22 protein-coding genes are annotated in these 21604 nt (G+C 52.9%); 9 read left to right on the top strand and 13 right to left on the bottom strand.

All coding sequences use genetic code 11. The features are described from left to right. Positions 1 to 61: 61 nt before the first annotated feature. Positions 62 to 898, top strand: a complete 837-nt coding sequence (locus AWJ19_RS04290; protein WP_068721845.1) for an AraC family transcriptional regulator — start codon at positions 62 to 64, stop codon at positions 896 to 898. Between the two features lie 465 nt (positions 899 to 1363). Next, positions 1364 to 1543, top strand: coding sequence for a hypothetical protein (locus tag AWJ19_RS34550; RefSeq protein WP_128083494.1), 180 nt, complete (start codon positions 1364 to 1366; stop codon positions 1541 to 1543). Between the two features lie 33 nt (positions 1544 to 1576). On the opposite strand, the gene AWJ19_RS36240 is transcribed toward AWJ19_RS34550, so the two are convergent. Continuing rightward, positions 1577 to 1774, bottom strand: coding sequence for a hypothetical protein (locus AWJ19_RS36240; RefSeq protein ID WP_068721846.1), 198 nt, complete (start codon positions 1772 to 1774; stop codon positions 1577 to 1579). Further along, entirely contained in the window at positions 1771 to 2493 is a 723-nt protein-coding gene (locus AWJ19_RS04300) for a LysR family transcriptional regulator (protein ID WP_068721847.1), read from the bottom strand. The genes AWJ19_RS36240 and AWJ19_RS04300 overlap by 4 nt, the downstream gene beginning before the upstream one ends. A gap of 288 nt (positions 2494 to 2781) precedes the next feature. Between AWJ19_RS04300 and AWJ19_RS04305 the strand changes: the two genes are divergently transcribed. Further along, on the top strand, positions 2782 to 3006 hold the full coding sequence (locus AWJ19_RS04305) for a hypothetical protein (RefSeq protein ID WP_068721848.1): 225 nt from the start codon (positions 2782 to 2784) through the stop codon (positions 3004 to 3006). A 76-nt stretch (positions 3007 to 3082) separates the two neighbouring features. Here the strand turns inward: AWJ19_RS04305 and AWJ19_RS04310 are convergent, their stop codons facing one another. From AWJ19_RS04310 to AWJ19_RS04325, 4 genes are all read right to left on the bottom strand, one after another. Further along, positions 3083 to 5164 carry a beta-galactosidase gene (locus tag AWJ19_RS04310; protein WP_082707696.1) on the bottom strand — a complete coding sequence of 694 codons (2082 nt, stop codon included), beginning with the start codon at positions 5162 to 5164 and terminating at the stop codon, positions 3083 to 3085. 162 nt (positions 5165 to 5326) lie between these two features. After that, positions 5327 to 6634, bottom strand: coding sequence for an ABC transporter substrate-binding protein (locus AWJ19_RS04315; RefSeq protein WP_068721849.1), 1308 nt, complete (start codon positions 6632 to 6634; stop codon positions 5327 to 5329). A 66-nt stretch (positions 6635 to 6700) separates the two neighbouring features. After that, a complete protein-coding gene (locus tag AWJ19_RS04320) occupies positions 6701 to 7534 on the bottom strand; it encodes a carbohydrate ABC transporter permease (protein WP_068721850.1) in 834 nt (277 codons plus the stop codon). Next, the gene (locus tag AWJ19_RS04325; protein ID WP_068721851.1) at positions 7534 to 8415 is read right to left on the bottom strand and encodes a sugar ABC transporter permease; all 882 of its coding nucleotides are present in this window, start codon (positions 8413 to 8415) and stop codon (positions 7534 to 7536) included. The genes AWJ19_RS04320 and AWJ19_RS04325 overlap by 1 nt, the downstream gene beginning before the upstream one ends. 134 nt (positions 8416 to 8549) lie before the next feature. Between AWJ19_RS04325 and AWJ19_RS04330 the strand changes: the two genes are divergently transcribed. From AWJ19_RS04330 to AWJ19_RS36105, 4 genes are all read left to right on the top strand, one after another. Then, positions 8550 to 10373: a sensor histidine kinase gene (locus AWJ19_RS04330; RefSeq protein WP_068721852.1), complete on the top strand. Its 1824-nt coding sequence runs from the start codon at positions 8550 to 8552 to the stop codon at positions 10371 to 10373. Continuing rightward, complete coding sequence (locus AWJ19_RS36245) at positions 10370 to 11290, top strand: response regulator (RefSeq protein ID WP_241781596.1); 921 nt, start codon at positions 10370 to 10372, stop codon at positions 11288 to 11290. The genes AWJ19_RS04330 and AWJ19_RS36245 overlap by 4 nt, the downstream gene beginning before the upstream one ends. 77 nt (positions 11291 to 11367) lie before the next feature. Beyond that, positions 11368 to 12009: a helix-turn-helix transcriptional regulator gene (locus AWJ19_RS36250; protein WP_241781597.1), complete on the top strand. Its 642-nt coding sequence runs from the start codon at positions 11368 to 11370 to the stop codon at positions 12007 to 12009. Positions 12010 to 12148: 139 nt separating this feature from the next. Then, positions 12149 to 12244, top strand: coding sequence for a YjcZ family sporulation protein (locus AWJ19_RS36105; protein WP_206744043.1), 96 nt, complete (start codon positions 12149 to 12151; stop codon positions 12242 to 12244). 77 nt (positions 12245 to 12321) lie between these two features. On the opposite strand, the gene AWJ19_RS04340 is transcribed toward AWJ19_RS36105, so the two are convergent. The 3 genes from AWJ19_RS04340 to yicI form a co-directional block, all read right to left on the bottom strand. After that, entirely contained in the window at positions 12322 to 12609 is a 288-nt protein-coding gene (locus AWJ19_RS04340) for a hypothetical protein (RefSeq protein WP_128083495.1), read from the bottom strand. Between the two features lie 83 nt (positions 12610 to 12692). Next, a complete protein-coding gene (locus tag AWJ19_RS04345) occupies positions 12693 to 13868 on the bottom strand; it encodes an SGNH/GDSL hydrolase family protein (RefSeq protein ID WP_128083496.1) in 1176 nt (391 codons plus the stop codon). Positions 13869 to 14260: 392 nt separating this feature from the next. Then, on the bottom strand, positions 14261 to 16582 hold the full coding sequence (gene yicI, locus AWJ19_RS04350; protein ID WP_068721855.1) for an alpha-xylosidase: 2322 nt from the start codon (positions 16580 to 16582) through the stop codon (positions 14261 to 14263). A 128-nt stretch (positions 16583 to 16710) separates the two neighbouring features. On the opposite strand from yicI, the gene AWJ19_RS04355 reads away from it, so the two are divergent. Then, complete coding sequence (locus AWJ19_RS04355) at positions 16711 to 17628, top strand: AraC family transcriptional regulator (RefSeq protein WP_068721856.1); 918 nt, start codon at positions 16711 to 16713, stop codon at positions 17626 to 17628. Between the two features lie 90 nt (positions 17629 to 17718). Continuing rightward, positions 17719 to 18069, top strand: coding sequence for a nuclear transport factor 2 family protein (locus AWJ19_RS04360; protein ID WP_068721857.1), 351 nt, complete (start codon positions 17719 to 17721; stop codon positions 18067 to 18069). 59 nt (positions 18070 to 18128) lie between these two features. Here AWJ19_RS04360 and AWJ19_RS04365 read toward each other — a convergent pair whose 3' ends face one another. The 4 genes from AWJ19_RS04365 to AWJ19_RS04380 form a co-directional block, all read right to left on the bottom strand. Beyond that, the gene (locus tag AWJ19_RS04365; RefSeq protein ID WP_068721858.1) at positions 18129 to 19031 is read right to left on the bottom strand and encodes a HAMP domain-containing sensor histidine kinase; all 903 of its coding nucleotides are present in this window, start codon (positions 19029 to 19031) and stop codon (positions 18129 to 18131) included. A gap of 45 nt (positions 19032 to 19076) precedes the next feature. Beyond that, a complete protein-coding gene (locus tag AWJ19_RS04370; protein WP_068721859.1) occupies positions 19077 to 19814 on the bottom strand; it encodes an ABC transporter permease subunit in 738 nt (245 codons plus the stop codon). Further along, entirely contained in the window at positions 19807 to 20730 is a 924-nt protein-coding gene (locus tag AWJ19_RS04375) for an ABC transporter ATP-binding protein (RefSeq protein ID WP_068721860.1), read from the bottom strand. The genes AWJ19_RS04370 and AWJ19_RS04375 overlap by 8 nt, the downstream gene beginning before the upstream one ends. A gap of 96 nt (positions 20731 to 20826) precedes the next feature. After that, positions 20827 to 21555 carry a response regulator transcription factor gene (locus tag AWJ19_RS04380; protein ID WP_068721909.1) on the bottom strand — a complete coding sequence of 243 codons (729 nt, stop codon included), beginning with the start codon at positions 21553 to 21555 and terminating at the stop codon, positions 20827 to 20829. Positions 21556 to 21604 lie beyond the last annotated feature (49 nt).

The following is a 21604-nucleotide window of genomic DNA, read 5'->3' on the forward strand; positions in this document are numbered from 1 at the left end:
ATAAATATAAAATTCGCGCCATAACATATAATAATATGGCATTACACAGAGGTGACCTTTATTGTTATCTTCACCCCCGCGCAGAATTGTATTCGCCCGCGAAGGCGGGGAGCATCTGCCAATTACACTGGACAGCATGGGCTATAATCCTGACCAGGAAAAAGTTTCGCGGCCGGACGGCTATTACGTCTATCACTGGCTGCAGACGGCTTCCGGTGAAGGGATCATCCATTTCGAGGACAAGAAGCTTACGCTGTCCGAAGGCAGCGGAATCCTGCTGCTGCCTGGCACTCCGCACAGGTATGAGGCGCTCTCGTCACAGAACTGGTGCACTTACTATCTCACCTTCGGCGGCAGCTCATCCCGGCACATACTTGAATCTGCAGGCATGCACAGGAATTCCTTTTACCGCTGGGAGAATGAATCGCCGCTGACCGGGATGCTGCAGGATATGCTGGATCGGCATGATGCTGCTGCAGACATGTTCAGCCTGGGCGTGTCCACCGATGCCTACCGCTTCCTGCTGACGCTTAACAAGTACGGGCACCTGCACAACAATACCTCCATCTCCCGGAATGTCGATAAGCTCCAGCCGCTCCTGAAGTGGATGGACAGCCATTACGGCGATCCGTCTATCGGCCTTTATGACCTTGCTTCACAGCTTGATGTGTCCGGCCGCCATCTCAACAGCCTGTTTCTGCAGACCTTCGGGCTTTCTCCTTACGCTTATTTTGTACGCCTGCGGATCCGCAAGAGTAAGGAATTACTGGTCAGCAAGCCGGCGATGACCGTCAAGACCATCTCGCAGCTGGTCGGCTTCCGCGATGTCAGCCACTTCGTGGCCACCTTCCGCAAGCAGTCCGGTACAACACCGGATCAGTTCCGGCGGCTGCACTGACCGGCACTGTGGCAGATTGAATTTTGGAAAAAACAGTGTGTTTGGTGAACCAGCGCAGCTAGTGGAATGATGCCACACTTGGTGTTAAGCGGGTTCGGGAGATTCGGCGGATTCAAAGGCAAAAGTGCCTTTGTTTCGGGCTGCCCCTGGCAACGGATCGCATTCTCCGCCCTCAGACGGGCTCACGCCTAAACAAACAAGCGCATACCTGCCGAGGCTAGCACGCCAGTATAATCCAAAACCCAATTAGGTGGATTTTCGCCATCTAATTAGATTAAAATGTACTGTTTAGAGTAATTAGGTGGAAATAAGTCACTTAATTCAGCCGAAAAACCTTACCTTAGGCAATTTCGGTATAATTAAGTGTGCTTTTTCCAACTATTTTGCTAAAACGCTGGTCTGGGAGAAAATTAGGTGATGAAAATCCACTTAGTCAGAGGATACTTACGCTAAGCGGGACAACGAATGAGCTTGTTGAAATCGAATGCTGTGCAAAAATCATTGCGCGCCGAGCGTTGTAACTGGCGTAACAAGCACAATAAAACAGGGCACCAGTACCCGGATACTTCCCGGGGGCTGGTGCCCTGTTCCTTTATCTCCGGCATTCACGGTTTCCGTGAAGCGGAGGCCTGCTTGCTTTATTAGCATCTGTCGGTAGGCCTCTGGCATCGGTCTATCTCAGGCATCCACCGGCCTGCCCCCGGCAGAAGAAAGCTCTTCGCTGAAGACGGCCTCCGGCAGATGCACCTTCAGCACTTCGATGAACTCGCGGAAGGCGCTTGTCATATACAGGTCACGCCGCCGGATGAATACAGTCGGCACCTCTGCATAGCTTTCCGGGAACGGGTAGCAGGAGATCCCCTGGGTGATATTCATCGTCTGAAATAGGAGATCGGCAGCACCGCAAAGCCGATCCCCGCCCTGACGCAGGCCATCAAGCCCTCCATCGTCCCGAACTCCATCACCTTGCCGAGCCGGAGGCCCTCCTCCCTGAGCCAGGCATCCAGCCTCATCCGGTACAGGCACTCTGCATTCAGCATGAGCAGGGTCTGCCCGTGAATGGATTGTAAGCCCTCGTAGTCCATGCTGTCCGGAATAATCAGCCCCAGCTGCTCATTGATGACCAGCTCCTGCACAATCTCCGGGTGCTCAACCGGTCCGTCCAGGAAGGCGCCCTGGACAGTATGCTGCAGAACAGCGTCGATCAGTTCAGAGGGCCTGCAGATCTGCAGCTGGACCTCAACGTCAGGATAACAGCTCCGGTAGGCGGAGAGTATAACAGGCAGCCGGACAGCAGCGGTTGTATCGGAGCCGACCATAATGGAGCCTTTGGGAACCGGCGAATCCAGAACCGCCTGCTGCGCTTCATCCAGCAGCTTGAAGATCCGGACTGTATATTCAAGCAGGGTCTGTCCGGCTGAAGTCAGCGTGATCCCCCGGCTGTGCCGGTAGAACAGCGGTGTCTTCAGCTCCTGCTCCAGCTGTTGAATCCGTGCCGTCACATTCGATTGAACATAGCTCAGACTTTGCGCCGCTTTGGAGATGCTTCCTTCCTCGGCCACTGCCTGAAATACTCTGAGAAGCCCTATATCCATAATCCGTACTCCCCCTCCAAAAGCAGCCATCACTTGCAGTGATGCCCTCCATCATTTCCCTTCATTATACAAGAAAAGCAGCAGGGAATATGATGGAAATATAAAAGATGACCGCGTTGTCAGACCCAAGCTACTCTACAAAACTCAAGTTTATGCTTCCGAAGCAAGTTTTGCGCAGCCGTATCAATGGAGCGATCCTACAAAACTCAAGTTTATGCTTCCGAGGCAAGTTTTGCGCAGTCATATCAAATGGAGCGATCCTACAAAACTTTTAAGGAGTGAACAAAAATGGATACCAAACGTTGGAGCTTTAAGGTGCCCGGCCAGGAAGGCAGCGGAAAGGCTGTTGATATTAGCCGGATCACCAGTGTGAATGACTTGCTCGCTATTATACGCGGTGAAGAGGATGTCCAGCAGTCCAGCCCCAGCCCTGAAAGAAGACCGCCAACGGCTCCTCTCCCCTTTTCACGGCGCCTCGGCAGCAAAGGCAGAAGACGCCATCCCTCCGCTTGATCCGGCCATAATCCATAATGAGCCCCGCCCGACATAACCAGGCTTGGGCTCTTTTAACATTAACCGTATCCGGACGCTACCCTTCCAGCTCCAGAATCTCAACACCGTATGGAGCAAGCAGCAGCAGGCCGGAACGCGCCTCTCCGCTAAACGCGCAGCGGTAATCGTTGTCCAGCGGGACGGCCTGCTCTGTCCGGCTGAGATTCAGCAGGAACAGGAAGCTGCCGTTCTCCCCGCTGCGTACAGAAGCCTGAACGCCGTCCGGCAGGCCCGCGAAGCGCCGGAGCCCGTGCCTGCCGGCCAGACTGCCAAGCAGTCCCGACCAGTAGCGTTCCTCGACCTGGGTGCCGAAGTAGTAAACCTCGCCTTTGCCAAAACGGTTGACCGTGACTGCCGGAGTGCCGGCATAGAAATCATCGTTATACCAGGCAATAGGCTCTGCAGTCACCGGGGTCAGCAGATCGCACCACTGGCTGCAGGCAAAGGTATCACTTGCCTCGTCCCGGATTATATGGGCAGCGCCGCCGATTGGATCATATTCATGCACCCAGACTCCGGTAGCGCGGCTCAGGAGGCCCGGCAGCGGCTGCATGACGCACACATTGTCCATGTTCTTCACGCCCGTCCGGTTGGTCAGGATCAGCGTGCCGCCGGCAATTGCGTATTCCTCCAGCTGCGCCGCCAGCTCCTCGCCAAGCAGATACAGGCTTGGCGCAATGACCAGCTTATAGCCGTCCAGCGGCTCCCCCGCGCGGATCACATCGCATCCGATGCCAAGCTTCGTCAAGGCCCGGTGAATCAGCTTGATGTTCTCATAGTAATCGAACCCTTCAGCCTGCGGCTGAATATCCAGCGCAACCTTCTGCTCATGAGAATGCAGAATGGCCACTTCATGCTGCAGCACGGTTCCCTTGAGCTTATTGCTTAGCTGATTCACCTCACTGCACAGCTGTGCAAATTCGTTAAATCTGCGCCCCGGCACATTGCTGTGGTCGATCAGCCCGTGCCAATATTGCTCTGCGCCGGCAACCGCGCTTCTCCAGCGGAAATGGACAACCGTATCCGCCCCTCTGGCAATGCTTTGCCACGCATAAGCGCGGATAAATCCGGGATACGGCGTCCGCCACATCGGCATCCAGCACCCCGGAGGCCCGCTGAGCTGCTCCATAATCCAGAAATTGCTCCGCTTGATTCCGCGCGTGACATCCAGCGACAGCGCCCCGCTGTAAGGAGTTGTCGCCTGCTTATCCGGCGAGGTGTTCGGATAATAATCAAAGGACGCAACATCCAGATCCGCACCGACCGCATACATATCCAGCCGCTGCGGATAGCTGTGGAAGTTGTGGGTAACGAAATGCCCCGGGCATTCGGCGCGCAGCACCTCAAGCTGGGTCTGCTGGAACTTCACCACCGCATCCCACTGGAAGCGCTGAAAATCCAGCAGCAGCGAGGGATTCTGGAACTTTGAACCTCCATAAGGGACAGTAAGCTCGTCCCAGTCACTGTACTCCCCGCTCCACACTACCGTGCCCCACTCGGCATTTACCCGCTCCAGACTGCCGTACTTGTCCTGAACCCAGCTGCGGAATGCCGTATTGCAGGCATCGCAGTGGCAGTCGATCATCCCGAACTCATTGTCGGTCTGCCAGCCGATCACTGCAGGATGTCCGCTGTAATGGCGGGCCAGCTTCTCAACAATGCGTGTGCCATATTGCTTCAGCGACAAGCTGTTGTAACAGCGGTGCCCGCGCACGCCCGGATGATAGATCTGCCCGTCAGCAAAGATCGGCAGTACATCGGGATAGCCCGTTGTCAGCCAGCGCGGCGGCGTTGCTGTAGGCGTTCCAATCACAACCTGCATACCATAGCTGTGCAACAGGTCAATCGCCCGGTCGAGCCAGGCAAATTCAAAGCGCCCTTCCTCCGGCTCCAGCCGGCTCCAGGCAAATTCGGCAACCCTGACCACCCGGACGCCTGTTTCCTTCATTAAACGCATATCCTCTTCCCACAGAGACTCATCCCAATGCTCAGGATAATAGTCAACACCGATCTGAACGTTACTGTAGTCACTCTTTTCCTTACTGTATCCGCTCTTTTCCGTACTGTTATCAATATTCCCCTTGATGTAACCGTTCTCTTCTTTATCGTAACCGTTCATCCCCAATGACTCCCTCTCCTTTCCTGCATGGTTCCATTTTACCAAAAAGGCGCCCCCGCCTCACATCACTGATGCGAGAGGCGGGAACGCCCCGGCAAATCCACTTTCTTAATCCAACTTTAACGGTCCTTTATAGGACTCTATGTCTCTATCCCCAAAACCTTACTTCTTCAGCTTGTCCCAAGCCGCTTGCATGGAAGCTTCCCAACCGGCTTCGTCGACTTTACCAGCAATCAGCTGCTGGATCGAACTGGCGAATTCTTGGGTTACACCATCAGGGAATTTCGAAGCCTGCAATCCGTAAACTTTACCTGCTTTAACATAGTTCCATACATCAGCACCAAGAAGGCCGATATCTTCAGGTGTTGCAGGGATTGTGGACAAAGCAGGAATGAATTTCCATTTTTTAACGATATACTCTTTACCCATGTCAGAAGTTACGAGCCAGTTGAGGAAAGTCTTAGCTTCTTCCTTCGAATCGGAATCCTTGTTAACGACCAGGTTAGCCGGAACGCCTACAGACAGCTTATCATTCATTACAGCATCGTCGTTGATTGGCATAGGGAACATACCGATGTTCATGTCCGGAGTGATGCCGTCAACCAGAGTCTGTGCCCAGTTGCCTTCCTGCATCATAGCCGTTTCGCCATTAGCGAACATAGCCAGGTGAGTATTAGCATCTGTAGTCAAAGGATTTTTCTGTCCGTATTTTACAGTCAGGTTGAGCAGGTTGGCCCAATCCTTAAATTTCTCGTTGCCCACGATTGAGGAAGTGCCGGCGTTCAGGCCGTTGATGAACTCATCAACATTGTCCTGCTGTGCAAAAGCTACGCTGATGCCCTGGATACCCAGCAGCCACCACTCCTGATAAGCGTTGCCGAAAGGAATAACGTCGATAGCCTGCAGCTTTTTAGCCGCTTCTTCCAGCTCGGTGATGGTTTTAGGTGTTTCGGTGATGCCTGCTTTTTCGAACAGGTCCTTGTTGTACACATAACCGATACCTTCAAGGTTCATTGGCATCCCGTAGGTTTTGCCGTCCTTGGTCATTGGCTCAGCTGCCAAAGGAATCAGATCCTTAACCCAAGGCTGGTCGGACAGGTCTTCAAGCTTGTCTCCCCACAGTTCCATTTCCGCATAACCGCCGTTTGAGAAAATATCAGGCGCATCGCCGGAAGCGAATTTCGTCTTCAGGGCTGCCGCATAGTCCGCACCGCCGCCGACAGTCTGGATGTCCAGCTTGATGTTCGGATACTCTTTTTCAAATTCAACCTTCAGCTCGTTAAGGCCTTCTACGATTTCCGTTTTAAACTGGAAGATTTTAACCGTTTTCACTTCTCCGGATGCGGAGTTGCCAGCGCTTCCATTTTGTGCGTTATTTGAAGCGGTATTGTTATTGCCGCCGCAAGCCGCAAGCACGACAGACATCAGCATTACGCTGGACATCATTACTGCAGTACGTTTCTTATTCATTCTATTTTCCCCCTTGATAAGTTTGAATGCTTGATAAATTTATGGAACGAAGGATTCGGGAGGGGATTAACCCTTCACCGAACCCGCCGCGATTCCCTCAACAATGTAACGCTGCATGAACAGATAGAACACAACAATTGGAGCTACACCAAGTGTCAGGGCCGGAAGCGCCATATCCCATTGCTTCGTATACTGCCCGAAGAAGGAGAAGGTTGCCAGCGGAATGGTCCGCAGCTCAGGTGCCTGAAGAATCAGGGACGGAAGCAGATAATCATTCCAGATACCCAGTGCATTCAGTACGATGATGGTCATCAGCATCGGCTTGAGCAGCGGAAGTACAATCCGGAAGAATACAGTCAGCGGATTACAGCCGTCAACGGTTGCCGCCTCTTCGATCTCCAGCGGTACGGATTTGATGAAACCGTGGAACAGGAAGATCGCCATCGGAATGCTGAGGCCGAGTTGGGCCATTACCAGACCTGGAATCGAATTGTTGACGCCCAGGAAGTTAACCACCTGCAGGATTGGAATCATGATGGTCTGGAACGGCACCACCATTGCCGCTACGAACAGCAGCAGCAGAATCCGGTTGAACTTCGAATCTGCGCGGACCATCCGGTATGCAGCCATTGCAGAGAACAAGGCGATCAGGATAACACAGATCACTGTAATGATAATCGAGTTCCGGAAGGCTTCCGAGAAACGGGCCAGCTTCCAGGCCTGCGAGTAGTTGGACCAGACGAATTCGGACGGCCAGGCCGCCGCATTGCTGAGAATTTCCCCGAACGATTTCACCGAGTTAGCCAGCAGGAAATAGAACGGTGACAGGAACAGCAGGCCAAGGAGAATCATAATGATTTCCAGGCCGTAATTCCACTTGCCTTTGCCTTCGGTTTTCATTACGCTTCAACCTCCTTGCTCTTCGTAATCCGCACCTGAATGACTGTGATGATGGCAACGATCAGGAAGAACAGCAGTGCTTTTGCCGTACCCAGTCCATATCGGTTGTTCAGGAAGGCTTCGTTATAGATGTTCATCGCTACAGACTCTGTAGATTTGAACGGTCCGCCCTTGGTCAGCGACAGGTTGAGGTCGAACATTTTGAAGGACCAGGAAATTGCCAGGAACAGTCCGACTGTTACAGCAGGCATAATCAGCGGAACGATGATGTTACGCAGGGTCTGGCTGCGGGAGGCACCGTCAATTTGCGCTGCTTCCAGTACCTCTTTGGATACATTATTTAGGGAAGCAATGTAGATAACCATCAGGTAACCGGAGGACTGCCAGACAAATACGATGACAATAGCCCAGAAGCCGGTTGTCGCATCGCCGAGCCACGGAAGATTGAAGAAGGACCAGCCGGTAAGATCACCCATAGTGGCGAAACCTTTGATGAAGATAAACTGCCATATAAATCCAAGCAACAGGCCGCCGATTACGTTAGGCATAAAAAAGATGGTCCGGAGCATGTTGCGTGTCTTTAGCGCTTTGGTCAGGAAATAAGCCAGGAAAAAGCCCACTACGTTGGTCAGTACAACCCCCAGAAGCGTAAACCGCACGGTAAACCAGAAGGATGACCAGAAATCGGGATCATTTGTAAAAATCGTTTTAAAATTGTCAAAGCCTACCCAGGCGACATTGCCGGATACGCCGTTCCAGTCAGTGAAAGAATAATACATCCCCATCACAAACGGGATAATCATGACGATCGTAAAGAACAATAATGCCGGGCCAACGAAGAAAAACTGTTGACCGAGTTGGGACAACTTATTGCCGCGCATATATTGGCCCCCCCTTTCTTTTACTCACTTACTTGTTTATGATCTATTCATATTATCTGTTTTTTGACGGGCCTCTTACACCTACGCAAGTGATCTTTCAGGTGTAAAATATTGATCGGATGTGACAAGAATCGATGAAATGGAACAATATCCGCACCAAACTGATCGTTTTTTTACTCCTCCCGACCCTTGTCTGTATTATGGCGACCATGTATATCAGCTATTCTTATACGACCCAATCGCTGCGGACACGGGCTGTGGACGAGAACAAAAATCTGCTCTATCAGGGCTATAAAAATATCGACAGTCTGATTCAGGAGATCAACCGGCTGTCGCTGAGTGTCTATTCCGACTCCGATTTTTACCGCCTACTTGAAGCCGGTTATGATGACCTGTCCTCCGATATCGCCATTTATAATTCGCTCAGTTACATTTCAACTTCACTGCCCAATATTTCGCAGGTGTACCTCTACGGCGTCAAGGACGGCAAAGCCACACTGATCACCGACAACACTACGCCCAAGCGCTGGCTGGGGAGTGCCCCCTATGAGGAGGCCAATCTTACCGGCAGCTCTCCGGTTAAGGTGCAGAGCACCCATATCAGCAATGTCTATGGCCTGACCCTTCCGCTGACCCAGTTTGTTCCGGAACCGGTCTTCACCTTTCACCGCAGAATCGAACGTATTCCTTCATCGGAAGCACTCGGCTATCTGTCCGTTGACGTCAAGCTGGCGGCGCTTACCGAAATTGTTGAGCAGCTGTATGAGCAGGACCAGGAAAATATCTATCTGGTGGACAGCGATGGCAACGTGGTCTACGGCCGGGATGAAGCTGCGCTCGGCAAGCCGCTGAATGCAGGCTGGTACAGCAGTCAGATTGCCGCGAATGCAGAAGCCCAGGGGTATTTTGAGGAAGGCGGTTCTGTCTTTATTTATCAGAAAATTGAAAGCACCGGCCTGAGCTGGACGCTGATCAAGCAAATTCCGGTCTCCTATTTGTTCCGTGAAGCCAAGGAGGCCGCCGGCATTAACATCCTGCTGCTATTCCTGCTGATGAGCATGATCATCGCCCTGACTGTCCTTATCTCCTTCCGGATCACGGCCCCGATCAAGCAGCTGACCCGCTATATGAACCAGGTGCGGACCGGTAATCTGGAGGTGGACATCCGTCCGGCGGGCAATGATGAAATCGGTGTGCTGACCGAGCATTTCCGCAGCATGATGGACACGATTAACAACCTGATTCTGCGGGAATACCGGCTGGAGCTGTCCAACAAAACCAATGAGCTGAGGGCGCTGCAGTCGCAGATTAACCCGCATTTTCTGAACAATACGCTGCAGATTATCGGTACTTTGGCTCTTGAGATGAAGGTTCCGCAGATCTACTCCCTGCTCTCCGCGCTGGCCAAGATGATGCGCTACAGCATGCATAATGATGAAAAGATCGTCACCGTCAAGGATGAGCTCGAGCATGTCAAAGCGTATATCGAGCTGCAGCGTGAGCGTTTTGAAAATAGATTTACTTTCCGCTACGATATGGAAGAGCTGCTGCTTGGTGCACTAATGCCGAAGATGATTCTCCAGCCGATTGTGGAAAATTACTTCAAGCACGGCTTTAACCTGGCTCGTACTGACGGATTGATTGAGATTACAGCGGGCAGGCTGGACGGCGGGCGGATGGAAATCATCATTCAGAATAACGGCATGTCCATCCCTTCAGCTAAGCTGGAGAAGCTGCGCCAGGAGCTTACCCGGCCTGATCCGCTTGATGTCTCAGCACTCAAGAGCAGTGAAGAAAGACGTGATGCGCCCGGCGCGGGTATCGGCCTCGGCAACGTGCTGGCCCGTCTGCGGCTGGTATGCGGAGAAGATGCTATCCTTACTGTCGACAACCTGCCTGAAGGCGGCGTAATGGTCAGACTGGAAATTGAAATACTAACGGAGAGTGAACGGATATGAAGGCGCTGATTGTAGATGATGAGGCAAGAGTCAGGAAGGCGGTCCGCCTGCTGGTCGACTGGGACGCCCACCAGATCGGGGAGATTATGGAGGCCGGAAGCGGCAATGAAGCAATAGAACTGATCCGTGAACATAAGCCCGGGCTCGTTATTATGGACATGATGATGGAATCCGGCAATGGCATTGAGCTAATGACGTGGGTCAATGAATTTGCCGGGAGCACGAAGTTCATTGTTGTCAGCGGGCATAATGATTTTGATTTTGTGCGCGAGACGGTCCGGCACGGGGGAATTGACTATATTCTCAAGCCTATTGAGCCTGAGGCCATCAATACGGCTGTCGCCAAGGCGGTTGCCGCCTGGCGCTCCGAGGCCGAAGAACGCAGCCAGCGGCAGCGGCAGAGCATCCGGCTGAACGAGATCAAGCCGATATACGGTGAGCGGCTGCTGTCAGCGCTCATAGATGATCCGGTCACTGCAGAGGCTACGCTGCGCCGGCTGGTTGCCGAGGGCGTTATCCCCGGCAGTGCCGGAGCCGCCCGTCTGCTGCTGGTGCAGACGGATGCCGGCAATAACCCGCTGCTGCGGCGTTTCGGCGGAGACAGCGAGCTGCTCTATTATGCCATCGTTAACATTTGTAACGAATTTCTGCAGCCGCAAGGTATTGGCACAGCCTTCCGCTACTGGGGCGGACCGCCTGAAATCGCCATTCTGCTGTGGGATGTCCGGGAATCCGTTACTGAGCTCATCAGCCGGATTAATCAGGGCCTGTTCTATACCCTGCAGCTGCGGATGCACTTCGGCATCAGCTCGGCCGGCAGCCTGCCCGGCGGCTTGCCGCGCAGCGCACAGAGGCTGCCGAAGCCTTACTGCGCCGCAATCTGCTGCGGCATGAGGATTACAGCCATTTTAGTGTAGCGTCAGCTGAATACCGGCAGGATACGGGCACAGCCGGAGCAAGACCGATCTTTGCTGATGTCCAAGAGGACTGGAAAGTGGCGGTTACCAGCGGCAACACGGACGCCTTGTCCGCTGCAGCGCAGCATTGGACCGAGGAGCTCAGCCGCAGCGGTGTCATCACTCCTGAGATGCTCGGCTCCTGGAAAGCCGATGCCCTGCTGTTCCGGTCCCGGCTGGTCCGTGAAACGCTGGGCAGCCAGGCCGAGAGCGCCCTAGCGGAGCTGGAGCTGGCCGACCGCGATAACCCTGCTCCATATGCAGGCGGCTACTCGTTCTCGCTGTTTGCCTGGCGCGACTGGTCCTTTACCCTGATGCAGACCCTGTCCCGGTTACTGTCAGCCAGACAAATCAAGGAACGCAATCCGCTGACCGAGATCGTAAAATATATCGATCAGAACTACATGGCCGATCTCTCGCTGCAGGAGGTTGCCGGCAAATTCTATGTCAGCCGGGAGTATATCTCACGCAAGTTCAAGCAGGAATACGGTATTAATTTTACTGACTATATCGGAACCGTGCGGATCGAAAAAGCCAAGCTGCTGCTGCAGAATCCGAGCCTGAAGCTCTCGCAGATTTCGGAAATGGTCGGTTTTCATGATGTGAAGTATTTCAGCAAGGTGTTTAAGAAGCAGACCGGAGCTACTCCGAAGGATTACCGGGTACAGGTTACCCTCTGAAGTCCAAGCACACAGTAACCGGCTAATGCTCATTAATTTAATCTTTCAATTGTAATTAAGCAGGTCAAATGTCTATGCATAGGAGGCGGATGATGCATAATATGGGTCTGTAAGATGATCTTGCGGAGGAGGTAATACAATGAGCGGTTGTGCAAATGTCGGCGGTCTGTTCACTTCCACTACTACAATCCTGGTACTCTACATTCTGCTTGTAATCATTCTCAAAACGTTCTAAATTGTCGGAGCTAAGCAGCAAGAAGCCAGGCAGCCGCAGACCGGCTGCCTGGCTCCGCTAGTGCCGGGCCGGAAAAATCAGGTATACAGAAGCGTAATAACCAGGAGTTCATAGAGCACCAGGGTCAAAATAGCCTCGTCACTTCCGCCGAAGAAGGCACGCTGCCCTCCCTGCTGCTGAACCCCCAAATAAAAGAATCCCCTGTCACAGCCAAGTAATCTTCCCGCTACAATCTGTCCGTCCATCGTCTGAACCTGTACAATCTGATTAACATGCTGTCTGCACACATTGTGCACATGATGTCTGACTGCTTTCAAATTCTGGACAGCCTGATTATCCGCCTGATACAGCACTTTGTGTTGCATCCCCGCCTGAATCCCCATTGTAAGCACACTACCTTCCTCATCTAAAGTACTCTATAGTATGCCTAATGAGCTTCAAGGGTTCTTTACTCGGCATGGCCGTACCAGGCCAAAAATGCTTCAGCCACTGCCTTGCCGGCGTGACCGTTCGGATGCGGATCAAACTCGTTGCTCATATACTCCGGCCGGATCCGGTGCTCTTCCGGCGCAGGCTCCGACAATACGGCAGCGATATCGAACACCCGGTCCACTCCAGCGGGAGGAGCATTGAGGATCACCGCGTTTACCGTACGCCAGTAGGTCCCCCGCTCCTCCGCAAAGTTGAACGGGGGTACGGTGCTGAGAATAATCCCGGCCTCCGGGTTCGCTTCCTTGATCTTGTTAATAATCCCGGCCAGGTCGCCAAGCAGCTCATCTGCGGTCCGTTTGCCGATATCCAGGTCGTTGACGCCAAGCACCATCAGTACCTCATCGCCCTGCTTCGCCTTGTTCAGCCATGGGCCGTCCGCGGCCACATCATAGGCTCTGCCCCAGCCTGAACCGATGTTCCACAGGCCATACTCTGTTCCCAGCCCTTCGGCAATCCGTGCCGCCCAATACGTATAGGCATCCTTCTCCGTACGCACCCCCTGGGTAATCGAATCGCCCAGGAAGACAAGCTTCTTCGCTACCTGCTTCTTGTAGCCGATATAGCTTGGTGCCACCAGCAGCTTATCCGATTCATTAAACCCTTCAGCTGCTTCACTGCCCGCAAGAGTGCCCGGAGCATCGAATCCGCTGACCAGCATCCCTTCAACGTTATACGGGAAGGACTTGCCGGCGCCCAGCGTCCGTATCGTCCAGGTGAACGCCAGATAATGCCCTTCCGGCAGCTCAAGCTCTGCCTCATCGCTCCAGAAGCATTCGCCGGAAGCGACCTGCCGGGAGCCTTGTCCGCCAAAGGTAACCGGAATCTGTGTCCCCGGCGTTACCGAGCCGTCCGGTACAAGCCCTCCGTCAGCAATATAGGCAGCCTCGATTACCCATTCTCCGCCCGGCTCACTGCCGCTTGCCTCCTGCCCCAGATCCCAGGTGGAATCCACATTGTTGCTGTGCCAGAACTTCAGCGTCAGGCTGCCGTTTTCCCTTAGGCGTACGTAAGTGCGGTATGTATGCGTAAACGGCTCCGCTGCATTCATAATAAAATTTGCTGCCGTGGATAATGCTGTTGCCGATGAGTAGTCAGCCTGGCTGAACACTCCGCTGTTGTCTTTATTGGTCATAGTCATTTCTCCTATTCTGTTACGCTGGCAGGTCCAGCCTCTAACCGAGCTATCCGTGCTCCAACAATTAGTTGGATTTTCGCCACCTAATTCTACTATTTTTCATCTTTTGCGATTACTAAGTGGAAAATCGTCACTTATTTTAGCCCATAAACCCCATTTACAGCGAATACTGGACAATTAAGTGTCATTTTTCCACCTAATATCCCTCAAACCACCGATTGGCTAAGAATTAGATGGCAAAATTCCACTTAGCTTAAAGCAAAACTCTGAAAAATCACAATAATCGCATAGAATCCGCCTGTACTCAGGGGTTCCTTTAGATGCTTCAAAAAAGCTCCCTAATAAACCGGGAACAATCTGTTCCCGGCCATTAGAGAGCTGGTCTTAACCTATTTCAATGTAATGGTGAAGGAGACAGACTTCGCTCCCGCAGCCACATTCACAGTAGTATCATCCGCCTGCTCAGCACCTTCTACAGATGCGATGGCACCCAGGTCCTTCACAGCCAGCGAGAAGGCTTTGCCGCTGCCTTCGGCAGTCACGGTAACCTTGCTGCCCTGGCGCTCAGCTTTTACAGTCAGCTCAGGTGCACCCTTGATGTCACGGACTACTGCAGTTGTTGCAGCACCGTCTTCCAGCGAGTACAGGCCGAACTTCACGCCGTCTGCAAAATCATAATCCGGACGGGTATCTTCGCTGCCTGTAGCAAGCAGTGAGTTCTGGCGGACGTACAGCGGGAGGCTGAAGAAGTCGTGGGTTTCTTGGCGCCATGTTCCGCCCTGTACAGTCTCTCCGCTCAGCAGGTGCGTCCAGCGGCCGGCCGGCAGATAGTATTTCACGTCGCCGTTCTCCTGGAAAATTGGAGCTACCAGCAGCTTGTCGCCCAGCATATACTGGCGGTCGAGCACTTCACAGGTAGGATCTTCCGGGAATTCCATCACCATCGCCCGCATCGAAGCCCAGCCCTGCTCATGCGCCTGTCCGGCTACATCATACAGGTAAGGCATCAGGCTGCATTTAAGCTTGGTGAAGAACCGGGTAACATCCACCGCTTCGTCATCGTAAGCCCAAGGCACACGGTACGAGGTGCTGCCGTGCAGACGGCTGTGGCTGGAGAGCAGGCCGAAGGCCAGCCAGCGCTTAAAGACATGCGCCGGAGCGGTGTTCTCGAAACCGCCGATGTCATGGCTCCAGAAGCCGAAGCCGGACAGACCGAGCGACAGGCCGCCGCGCAGGCTTTCTGCCATCGACTCATAGTCCGCGTAGCAGTCGCCGCCCCAGTGAACCGGGAACTGCTGCCCGCCGGCTGTAGCCGAACGTGCGAATACCGCTGCTTCATTTTTGCCGAGCTTTTCTTCCAGTACGTCAAAGACAACCTTATTGTACATTTGTGTATAGTAGTTGTGCATTTTTTGCGGATCAGAGCCGTCAAAGTATACAACATCGGTAGGAATACGCTCGCCGAAGTCCGTTTTGAAGCTGTCCACACCCATGTCCACCAGGTCACGCAGGTAACCGGCATACCATTCGCAGGCTGCTGGGTTGGTGAAGTCCACCAGGCCCATTCCGGCTTGCCACAGATCAGTCTGGTATACGTCGCCGCTCGGTTTTTTGATCAGATAGCCGTTCTTCTTGCCTTCTTCAAACAGCGGGGAGCGCTGTCCGATATAGGAGTTGATCCATACGCAGATCTTCAGGCCCTTCTCCTTCAGACGTTTCAGCATGCCGACAGGGTCCGGGAATACGCGCGGGTCCCACTGGAAATCAGTCCATTGGTATTCACGCATCCAGAAGCAGTCAAAGTGGAACACATGCAGCGGCAGATCACGCTCAGCCATGCCTTCTACAAAGGAGTTAACTGTAGCTTCATCGTAGTCCGTTGTGAACGAAGTCGTCAGCCACAGGCCGAAGGTCCATGCCGGCGGAAGCGCAGGCTTGCCAGTCAGGGAAGTATATTTGCTGATAACCTCTTTAATCGATGGTCCTTCAATTACGAAATATTCAAGGCTCTCTCCAGCTACGCTGAATTGGGCTTTTTTCACTTTTTCCGAAGCGATTTCATACGATACCAGCTCAGGCTGGTTAACGAATACACCGTAGCCCTTGCTTGTTACATAGAACGGAATGTTCTTGTACGCCTGCTCGGAGCTGGTGCCGCCGTCTTTGTTCCAGATATCAACGACTTGTCCGTTTTTGACAAAAGCAGTGAAGCGCTCGCCAAGTCCGTATACATATTCGCCTACGCCGAGATCCAGCTCTTCGCGGACAAACGTGTTGCCGTCCTGATCGGTAATATAGGCCATTGATTTGTAACCGCTGCCTGTAATGCGCTCGTCGCCGCGGTAGAAGTCTACAGACCAGTGTGTGCCTTTGTTGATGACTACACGGAGGCCGCCGCTTATCAGTACGGTTTGTGTTTCGGTTTCTTCGATCTGTACGTGATCGCCAGTTCCCTTGGTCAGCTCAAAAGCCGGGCCGCGTTCGATAACGCCGTCATTGTGAATGATCTTCACGCCTACAACGCCGGGAAGCGGCGAATGGAATTTAACAGTAAGGAGCGTGGAGTTCAGTGTTGCTGCACGCCCTGTAATTGGAGTTGTCTGGGTAATTGCGGTCAGACCTTCAGAAGTCTGTTCTACTACATAGTTCTGCACTGCGCCATTGATATTGATACCGTCGCGCACCAGCCAGAGGCCGTCTGTAAATTTCATAAGTGTACTTGCCACCCTTCAATTTGGTGTTTATAGTTGCATTATACCGATAACAAAACAACAAAACTAATATATTATAGCTCATTTATAACACTATTTTGATGTTCACCTGTCAAGGAGGCATAATTATGGACCGTACGTCCCAGCGATTGCTCAAAGAAGACCGCGTACATGGCGATGTCATGTTTCCGCTGGCCGCCTACTGGATTGAGCTTCCGGCCGGAACCCACATCCTGGACACACACTGGCATGAGGAGGCAGAGTTTTTTATGCTGCAGGAAGGGGAAATCCTGTTCCAGGTGGATACCGATTATTTCCCGCTCCGCGCGGGCGAAGCCGTATTTATCGAATCCGGGGATATCCATGCCGCTCACGTCCTGAAGGAAGGCCCCTGCCGGTTCTGCGCACTGGTCTTTCATCCGGATCTGCTGGCCAGCGCCCAGTACGATACGATTCAGCAGACAGTCATTCTGCCGCTTCAGGAGAAGCGCCAGAGCTTCCCCCGCCATCTTACACCGGCTGTTCCCTGGCAGCAGGAGCTGCTGCACCAGCTTGAGCGGATGATGGATGCATATGCTAATAAAATGCCCGGATTTGAGGCCTTTATGAAAGGAACCTTGCTGATTATGCTGTCTCAGATCGCCGTGCCGGACCGTTCCGTGAACCACAGCCTGTCGCCGGGTGCAGATACCGCCAAGGTTAACCGGCTCAAAAAGGTCATCCTCTATATTCAGGAGAACTATCAGGAGCCGATCCGCACCCGTGACCTGTCCGAGCTGATTCCGATGAGCGAGGGCCAGTTTTGCCGTTTTTTTAAAGCCATGACCCGCAAAACACCCGTGGACTATATCAACTCCTACCGCATCCGCCAGGCGGCCGCACTGCTGCAGCAGACTGAACGCAAAATCTCCGACATTGCGCTTGAGGTGGGCTTTGACAACGTCAGCTATTTCATAAAAGTGTTCCGAAAAGCAATGAACTGCTCGCCTTCGGAGTTTCGTAAAGATGCGGTTCAGGGTGTGGGGGCGGGACAGCTGTACCCGTGAAGAAGCTGCTTACCGCTTCCCGGATACGTTTAAGTTACCTGTAAGGGCGGGTCCGCCCGTCCGGAAATCTACTTACAGGAGGCAGATCCCATGAACCAGCATGTCACTATGCCGAGTGAAGTACAGGAATATTACAACGCCATCAACCAATATCAGCCGGAGGCTTTTATCGAATTGTTCGCTGCGGAAGCCGTAGTCAGGGATAACGGGAAGCAGATTCAGGGCAAAGAAGCCATAGAGGCCTGGGGAGAAGCAGAGCTGTTCTCGGCCAAGGTCCGCTTCACCATTAATGAAATCGAGGAGTCCGGAGGAAGCATCGCTGTAACAGCGGAGATGGAGGGTGAGTTCAACCGGAACCGGGTGCCCGCCCCGCAGCTGTTCAGACATGAATTCAAGATTCGCAATGGTAAAATCAGTTCGCTGGATGTCACGCTAAAATAAAACGCTGGTCCTGCACCCAAGGGCAGCAAAGGGAGCCGCAGCTGCGGCTCCCTTTACTGTCATTCCCCGAATGTAAAAATCAGTTGAAACTCTCCATGATTGAGTGCGGCCTCAAGGCAGCCTCCCTGCTTCTCCACCAGCTGCTTCACAATAGCAAGGCCCAGTCCGAGCTGGCCGCTTGAGCGTGAAGGGTCACTGGTGTAGGTCCGCTCAAACAGCCGGGGCAGGTCCTGCCTGCGGATATGATCTGTATCATTTGCGAATACCATTTTAACCTTATCTGCTTCTGTAAACAGGGAGATTGCAAGCCGGCTCTTGCCGTAGCGCAGTACGTTCTGCAGCACATTGGAGAAGATGCGGATCATTGCTTTTTCATCCAGCGGAATCATCCTCTCTGATTCCTCCAGATTAAGCTCAACCTCAATATTTTTCTGCACAAGATCTGTGTGAAACGCCAGAATTACTTCTGTGAGCAGGCTGTACAGATACAGCGGCTGCCTGTCCATAGGATAATCCCCGGAGTCCATACTGGACAATTCATAGAAGGATTCCACAATATTGTTCATTACGGCCAGCTTGTGCAGGATAATCTCCAGGTACTCCTCCCGCTCGGCTGCCGGGGCAGCCGGGTCCTTCAGCAGATGAGCATAGCCTTGCATCGAAGTGAGCGGTGTCCGTAAATCATGTGAAAGGTTGGCAATCTCCTCTTTGACGGCACGCTCCCTGGAGTGATGCAGGACCTGTTCCTTCCTGCGCTTCTCCAGCTGCCCGTTGACCGCCACTACCAGCCGCTCTATTTCCCGTCCTGGCAGCGGCAGCTTTAGATGAAGGTGCTGCACAGGAAGAGAGTCAGCATCTGTAAGCTGTCTTCTAACCTGAATGATGCTGTGCCGCTGCAGCAGATAGGCTATCAGCAGTGAGGCCGAAGTCAGAGCTAACAGAATGGCAATGGCCGGGTGCATGCTCCTTTCTCCCTCCTAAGACCAGCGTGCAAATGACTGCTATGGTCAGAATTCTTCTTTATTAAAAAGATACAGGCCCAGCGCGCAAAAGACCAGTGTATAGACCGCTCCGGACACCCAAGGCTCCCAGGCGGGATAAGTCATTTCTCTATAGAGGTTGAATAAATAGTAGACGGGGTTATGGCTGTGAAGCCATGCTGCCCAGGCAAATCTGCCTTTGAGGGCACCCAGAGCATAATGGGGCAGGAAATAGATCAGCAAATAAGCGATCATAATCTGCGTATTCTTCTTCATCACCGCTGCCAGACTATAATAAGTAGTGATTCCGGCGATCATTACGGGCAGCACGCTGAGCAGGCTTTTGCTGTACTCCGTCAGTGCATGGTCATGGCTGCGATCCAGCAGGGCCGCTCCAAACAGAACCGACGCCCCCGTCAGGACAAGTGCGAATAACAGAAATCCGGCCATTGTAACCATAAGCTTAGCGGCATAAATCTGCCGTCTGCTGTAGCCGTATGCTGCTGTATTCTTAAGCACCTGCTTATGTTCGCCCATCAGAATCAGCGGGAAGGTAAAGAGCAGCAGAAATACCACCGGCATCATAGCTTGAACATTACGGTAGAAGAAACGCTCATTACCGTATTGAAATCCGGGATCGAACTGCTGAAAAGCATATAGGGTTACTGCTGCTGCGGCCATCAGCATAATATAGAGCAAACCTGTGTAATAATAATTCCATGTCCGGACAAAACGGTACTGCTCGCTCTTCATCAAATTAAGCATGCTTCCCACCTCCCAGCAGACCCAGATAATAGGCTTCCAGATCCTCTCCGGTTACAGCTATCGAACGTACGCCAACCCCGTGGCTGTACAACGCCCGGTTCAGCTGTTCCGTCCTGTCCGTACCGCCGGACAGCCGGATCCGGTTGCCAGGCAGAATCCGGTAAGGGATCTCCGGGAACGAATGCTCCAGCACCGTAGCCGCTTTACCGCTGTCATCCACAACCAGTTCAACGGCTTTCCGTGTCTTGCGCTGCAGCTCCTCAGCCGTCAGCTGCTCCACAATCCGTCCACGATCCATGAAAATATACCGTGTAGCCACGCTTTGCAGCTCAGACAGCACATGACTCGAAATGAGGATGGTCACCTTCCGCTCTTCATTTAAGGTCCGCAGCAGCTCCCGGATTTCTGCTTTTCCCTCCGGATCAAGCCCGTTGGTCGGCTCATCCAGGATCAGCAGGGTCGGATGTGACATCAGAGCCAGCGCCAATCCCAGCCGCTGCTTCATACCCAGCGAAAATTCCTTGAATTTTTTCCTTCCGGTATCCAGCAGGTTCACATCCCTGAGCGCCTGCCCGATGGCTTCTTTGCCTGCAATTCCCCGCTGCTGGCGGAAATACTCCAGGTTCTGCCTGGCTGTGAAGTCCGGGAAGAAGGCCGGCTCTTCAATCATCGCCCCGATATTACGCCGCTGCTGCCTTACTCCGGCGGCATCCTTTTTTCCATATAGGGTAATTGTACCTGAGGTTGGAAAGACCTGCTCGGTTACACATTTGAACAGGGTGGTTTTACCTGCGCCGTTCTTGCCGATGACCGCAGCAATATCGCCCGCCGCAATGCTCAGCCCAATATTCTGGAGCGCGTGTACATCCTTGTACGTTTTGCCAAGCGCCTTAATCTCCAGTATACAATGCATCATCACTAAGACTCCCTTGCTATTTGATAATTCCATTGTATCCAGACCAGATTTAATAAGCTTTAAGCGAAATCTTAAGAAACCATAAAGAAACCGCCGTTATACAAGCTTGAACCCGATTCCCCAGACAGTGCGGATATACTCCTCTTCCGTCACTGCGGCGAATTTAGCCCGCAGATTGCTGATATGTACGTTAATCGTGTTGTCATCACCGAGATAGGTGCCTTGCCAGATATTCCGGTACAGCTCACTTTTGGAAAAGATATAGTCAGGCCTCGACAGGAGCAGCGCCAGAATCTCAAATTCATATTTTGTCAGGGCAAGCGGCTCATTGTTCAACGTAACCTCACGCCGCCCTTTGTCCATGAACAGACCGCGCAGCTGTACAGTCTCCCCGCCCCGCTCCTGTGCAGGTGCATATTGCAGACGGCGGAGCTGTGCGTGCACTCTGGCCATGACCTCTTCCTGGTCAAACGGTTTGGTAATATAGTCATCTGCCCCCATACGCAGCAGGCTTACCTTATCCTCAAGGGTGCTTTTTGCAGAAATGACAATGATCGGAACAGTAGACTGCCCGCGGATATGTGCAATCAGCGCCTCTCCGGCCACGCCGGGCAGCATCAGATCCAGCAGCACCAGCTGATAGGTTTCAAGCGACAGCCTGAGCTCCGCCTCACTGCCCGAAAACGCCGGAACTGCGGTTAATCCTTCAACAGCAAGGATATGACACAGCAGCCGGTTAATATCGGCATCATCTTCTACGACAAGTACTTTTATATTAGTAGGGTTCACGTCCGTTTCCTCCAGCCCGATTATTGCTTCTTGCATTATTCCCGTTTCCATTACCACAGGTGCTATTTGCATTGGCACCTCCGCC

Origin of the sequence: Paenibacillus sp. DMB5 (genome assembly GCF_001517085.1) — a bacterium.
Lineage (GTDB): Bacteria > Bacillota > Bacilli > Paenibacillales > Paenibacillaceae > Paenibacillus_AQ.

Bases quoted from the DNA above. Each gene is read 5' to 3' on its own strand.
- AWJ19_RS34550 (WP_128083494.1), top strand. From the start codon at position 1,364: ATGAGCTTGTTGAAATCGAATGCTGTGCAAAAATCATTGCGCGCCGAG.
- AWJ19_RS36240 (WP_068721846.1), bottom strand. From the start codon at position 1,774: ATGAATATCACCCAGGGGATCTCCTGCTACCCGTTCCCGGAAAGCTAT.
- AWJ19_RS04300 (WP_068721847.1), bottom strand. From the start codon at position 2,493: ATGGATATAGGGCTTCTCAGAGTATTTCAGGCAGTGGCCGAGGAAGGA.
- AWJ19_RS04305 (WP_068721848.1), top strand. From the start codon at position 2,782: ATGGATACCAAACGTTGGAGCTTTAAGGTGCCCGGCCAGGAAGGCAGC.
- AWJ19_RS04310 (WP_082707696.1), bottom strand. From the start codon at position 5,164: ATGAACGGTTACGATAAAGAAGAGAACGGTTACATCAAGGGGAATATT.
- AWJ19_RS04315 (WP_068721849.1), bottom strand. From the start codon at position 6,634: ATGAATAAGAAACGTACTGCAGTAATGATGTCCAGCGTAATGCTGATG.
- AWJ19_RS04320 (WP_068721850.1), bottom strand. From the start codon at position 7,534: ATGAAAACCGAAGGCAAAGGCAAGTGGAATTACGGCCTGGAAATCATT.
- AWJ19_RS04325 (WP_068721851.1), bottom strand. From the start codon at position 8,415: ATGCGCGGCAATAAGTTGTCCCAACTCGGTCAACAGTTTTTCTTCGTT.
- AWJ19_RS04330 (WP_068721852.1), top strand. From the start codon at position 8,550: ATGAAATGGAACAATATCCGCACCAAACTGATCGTTTTTTTACTCCTC.
- AWJ19_RS36245 (WP_241781596.1), top strand. From the start codon at position 10,370: ATGAAGGCGCTGATTGTAGATGATGAGGCAAGAGTCAGGAAGGCGGTC.
- AWJ19_RS36105 (WP_206744043.1), top strand. From the start codon at position 12,149: ATGAGCGGTTGTGCAAATGTCGGCGGTCTGTTCACTTCCACTACTACA.
- AWJ19_RS04340 (WP_128083495.1), bottom strand. From the start codon at position 12,609: ATGCAACACAAAGTGCTGTATCAGGCGGATAATCAGGCTGTCCAGAAT.
- AWJ19_RS04345 (WP_128083496.1), bottom strand. From the start codon at position 13,868: ATGACCAATAAAGACAACAGCGGAGTGTTCAGCCAGGCTGACTACTCA.
- yicI (WP_068721855.1), bottom strand. From the start codon at position 16,582: ATGAAATTTACAGACGGCCTCTGGCTGGTGCGCGACGGTATCAATATC.
- AWJ19_RS04355 (WP_068721856.1), top strand. From the start codon at position 16,711: ATGGACCGTACGTCCCAGCGATTGCTCAAAGAAGACCGCGTACATGGC.
- AWJ19_RS04360 (WP_068721857.1), top strand. From the start codon at position 17,719: ATGAACCAGCATGTCACTATGCCGAGTGAAGTACAGGAATATTACAAC.
- AWJ19_RS04365 (WP_068721858.1), bottom strand. From the start codon at position 19,031: ATGCACCCGGCCATTGCCATTCTGTTAGCTCTGACTTCGGCCTCACTG.
- AWJ19_RS04370 (WP_068721859.1), bottom strand. From the start codon at position 19,814: ATGCTTAATTTGATGAAGAGCGAGCAGTACCGTTTTGTCCGGACATGG.
- AWJ19_RS04375 (WP_068721860.1), bottom strand. From the start codon at position 20,730: ATGATGCATTGTATACTGGAGATTAAGGCGCTTGGCAAAACGTACAAG.
- AWJ19_RS04380 (WP_068721909.1), bottom strand. From the start codon at position 21,555: ATGCAAGAAGCAATAATCGGGCTGGAGGAAACGGACGTGAACCCTACT.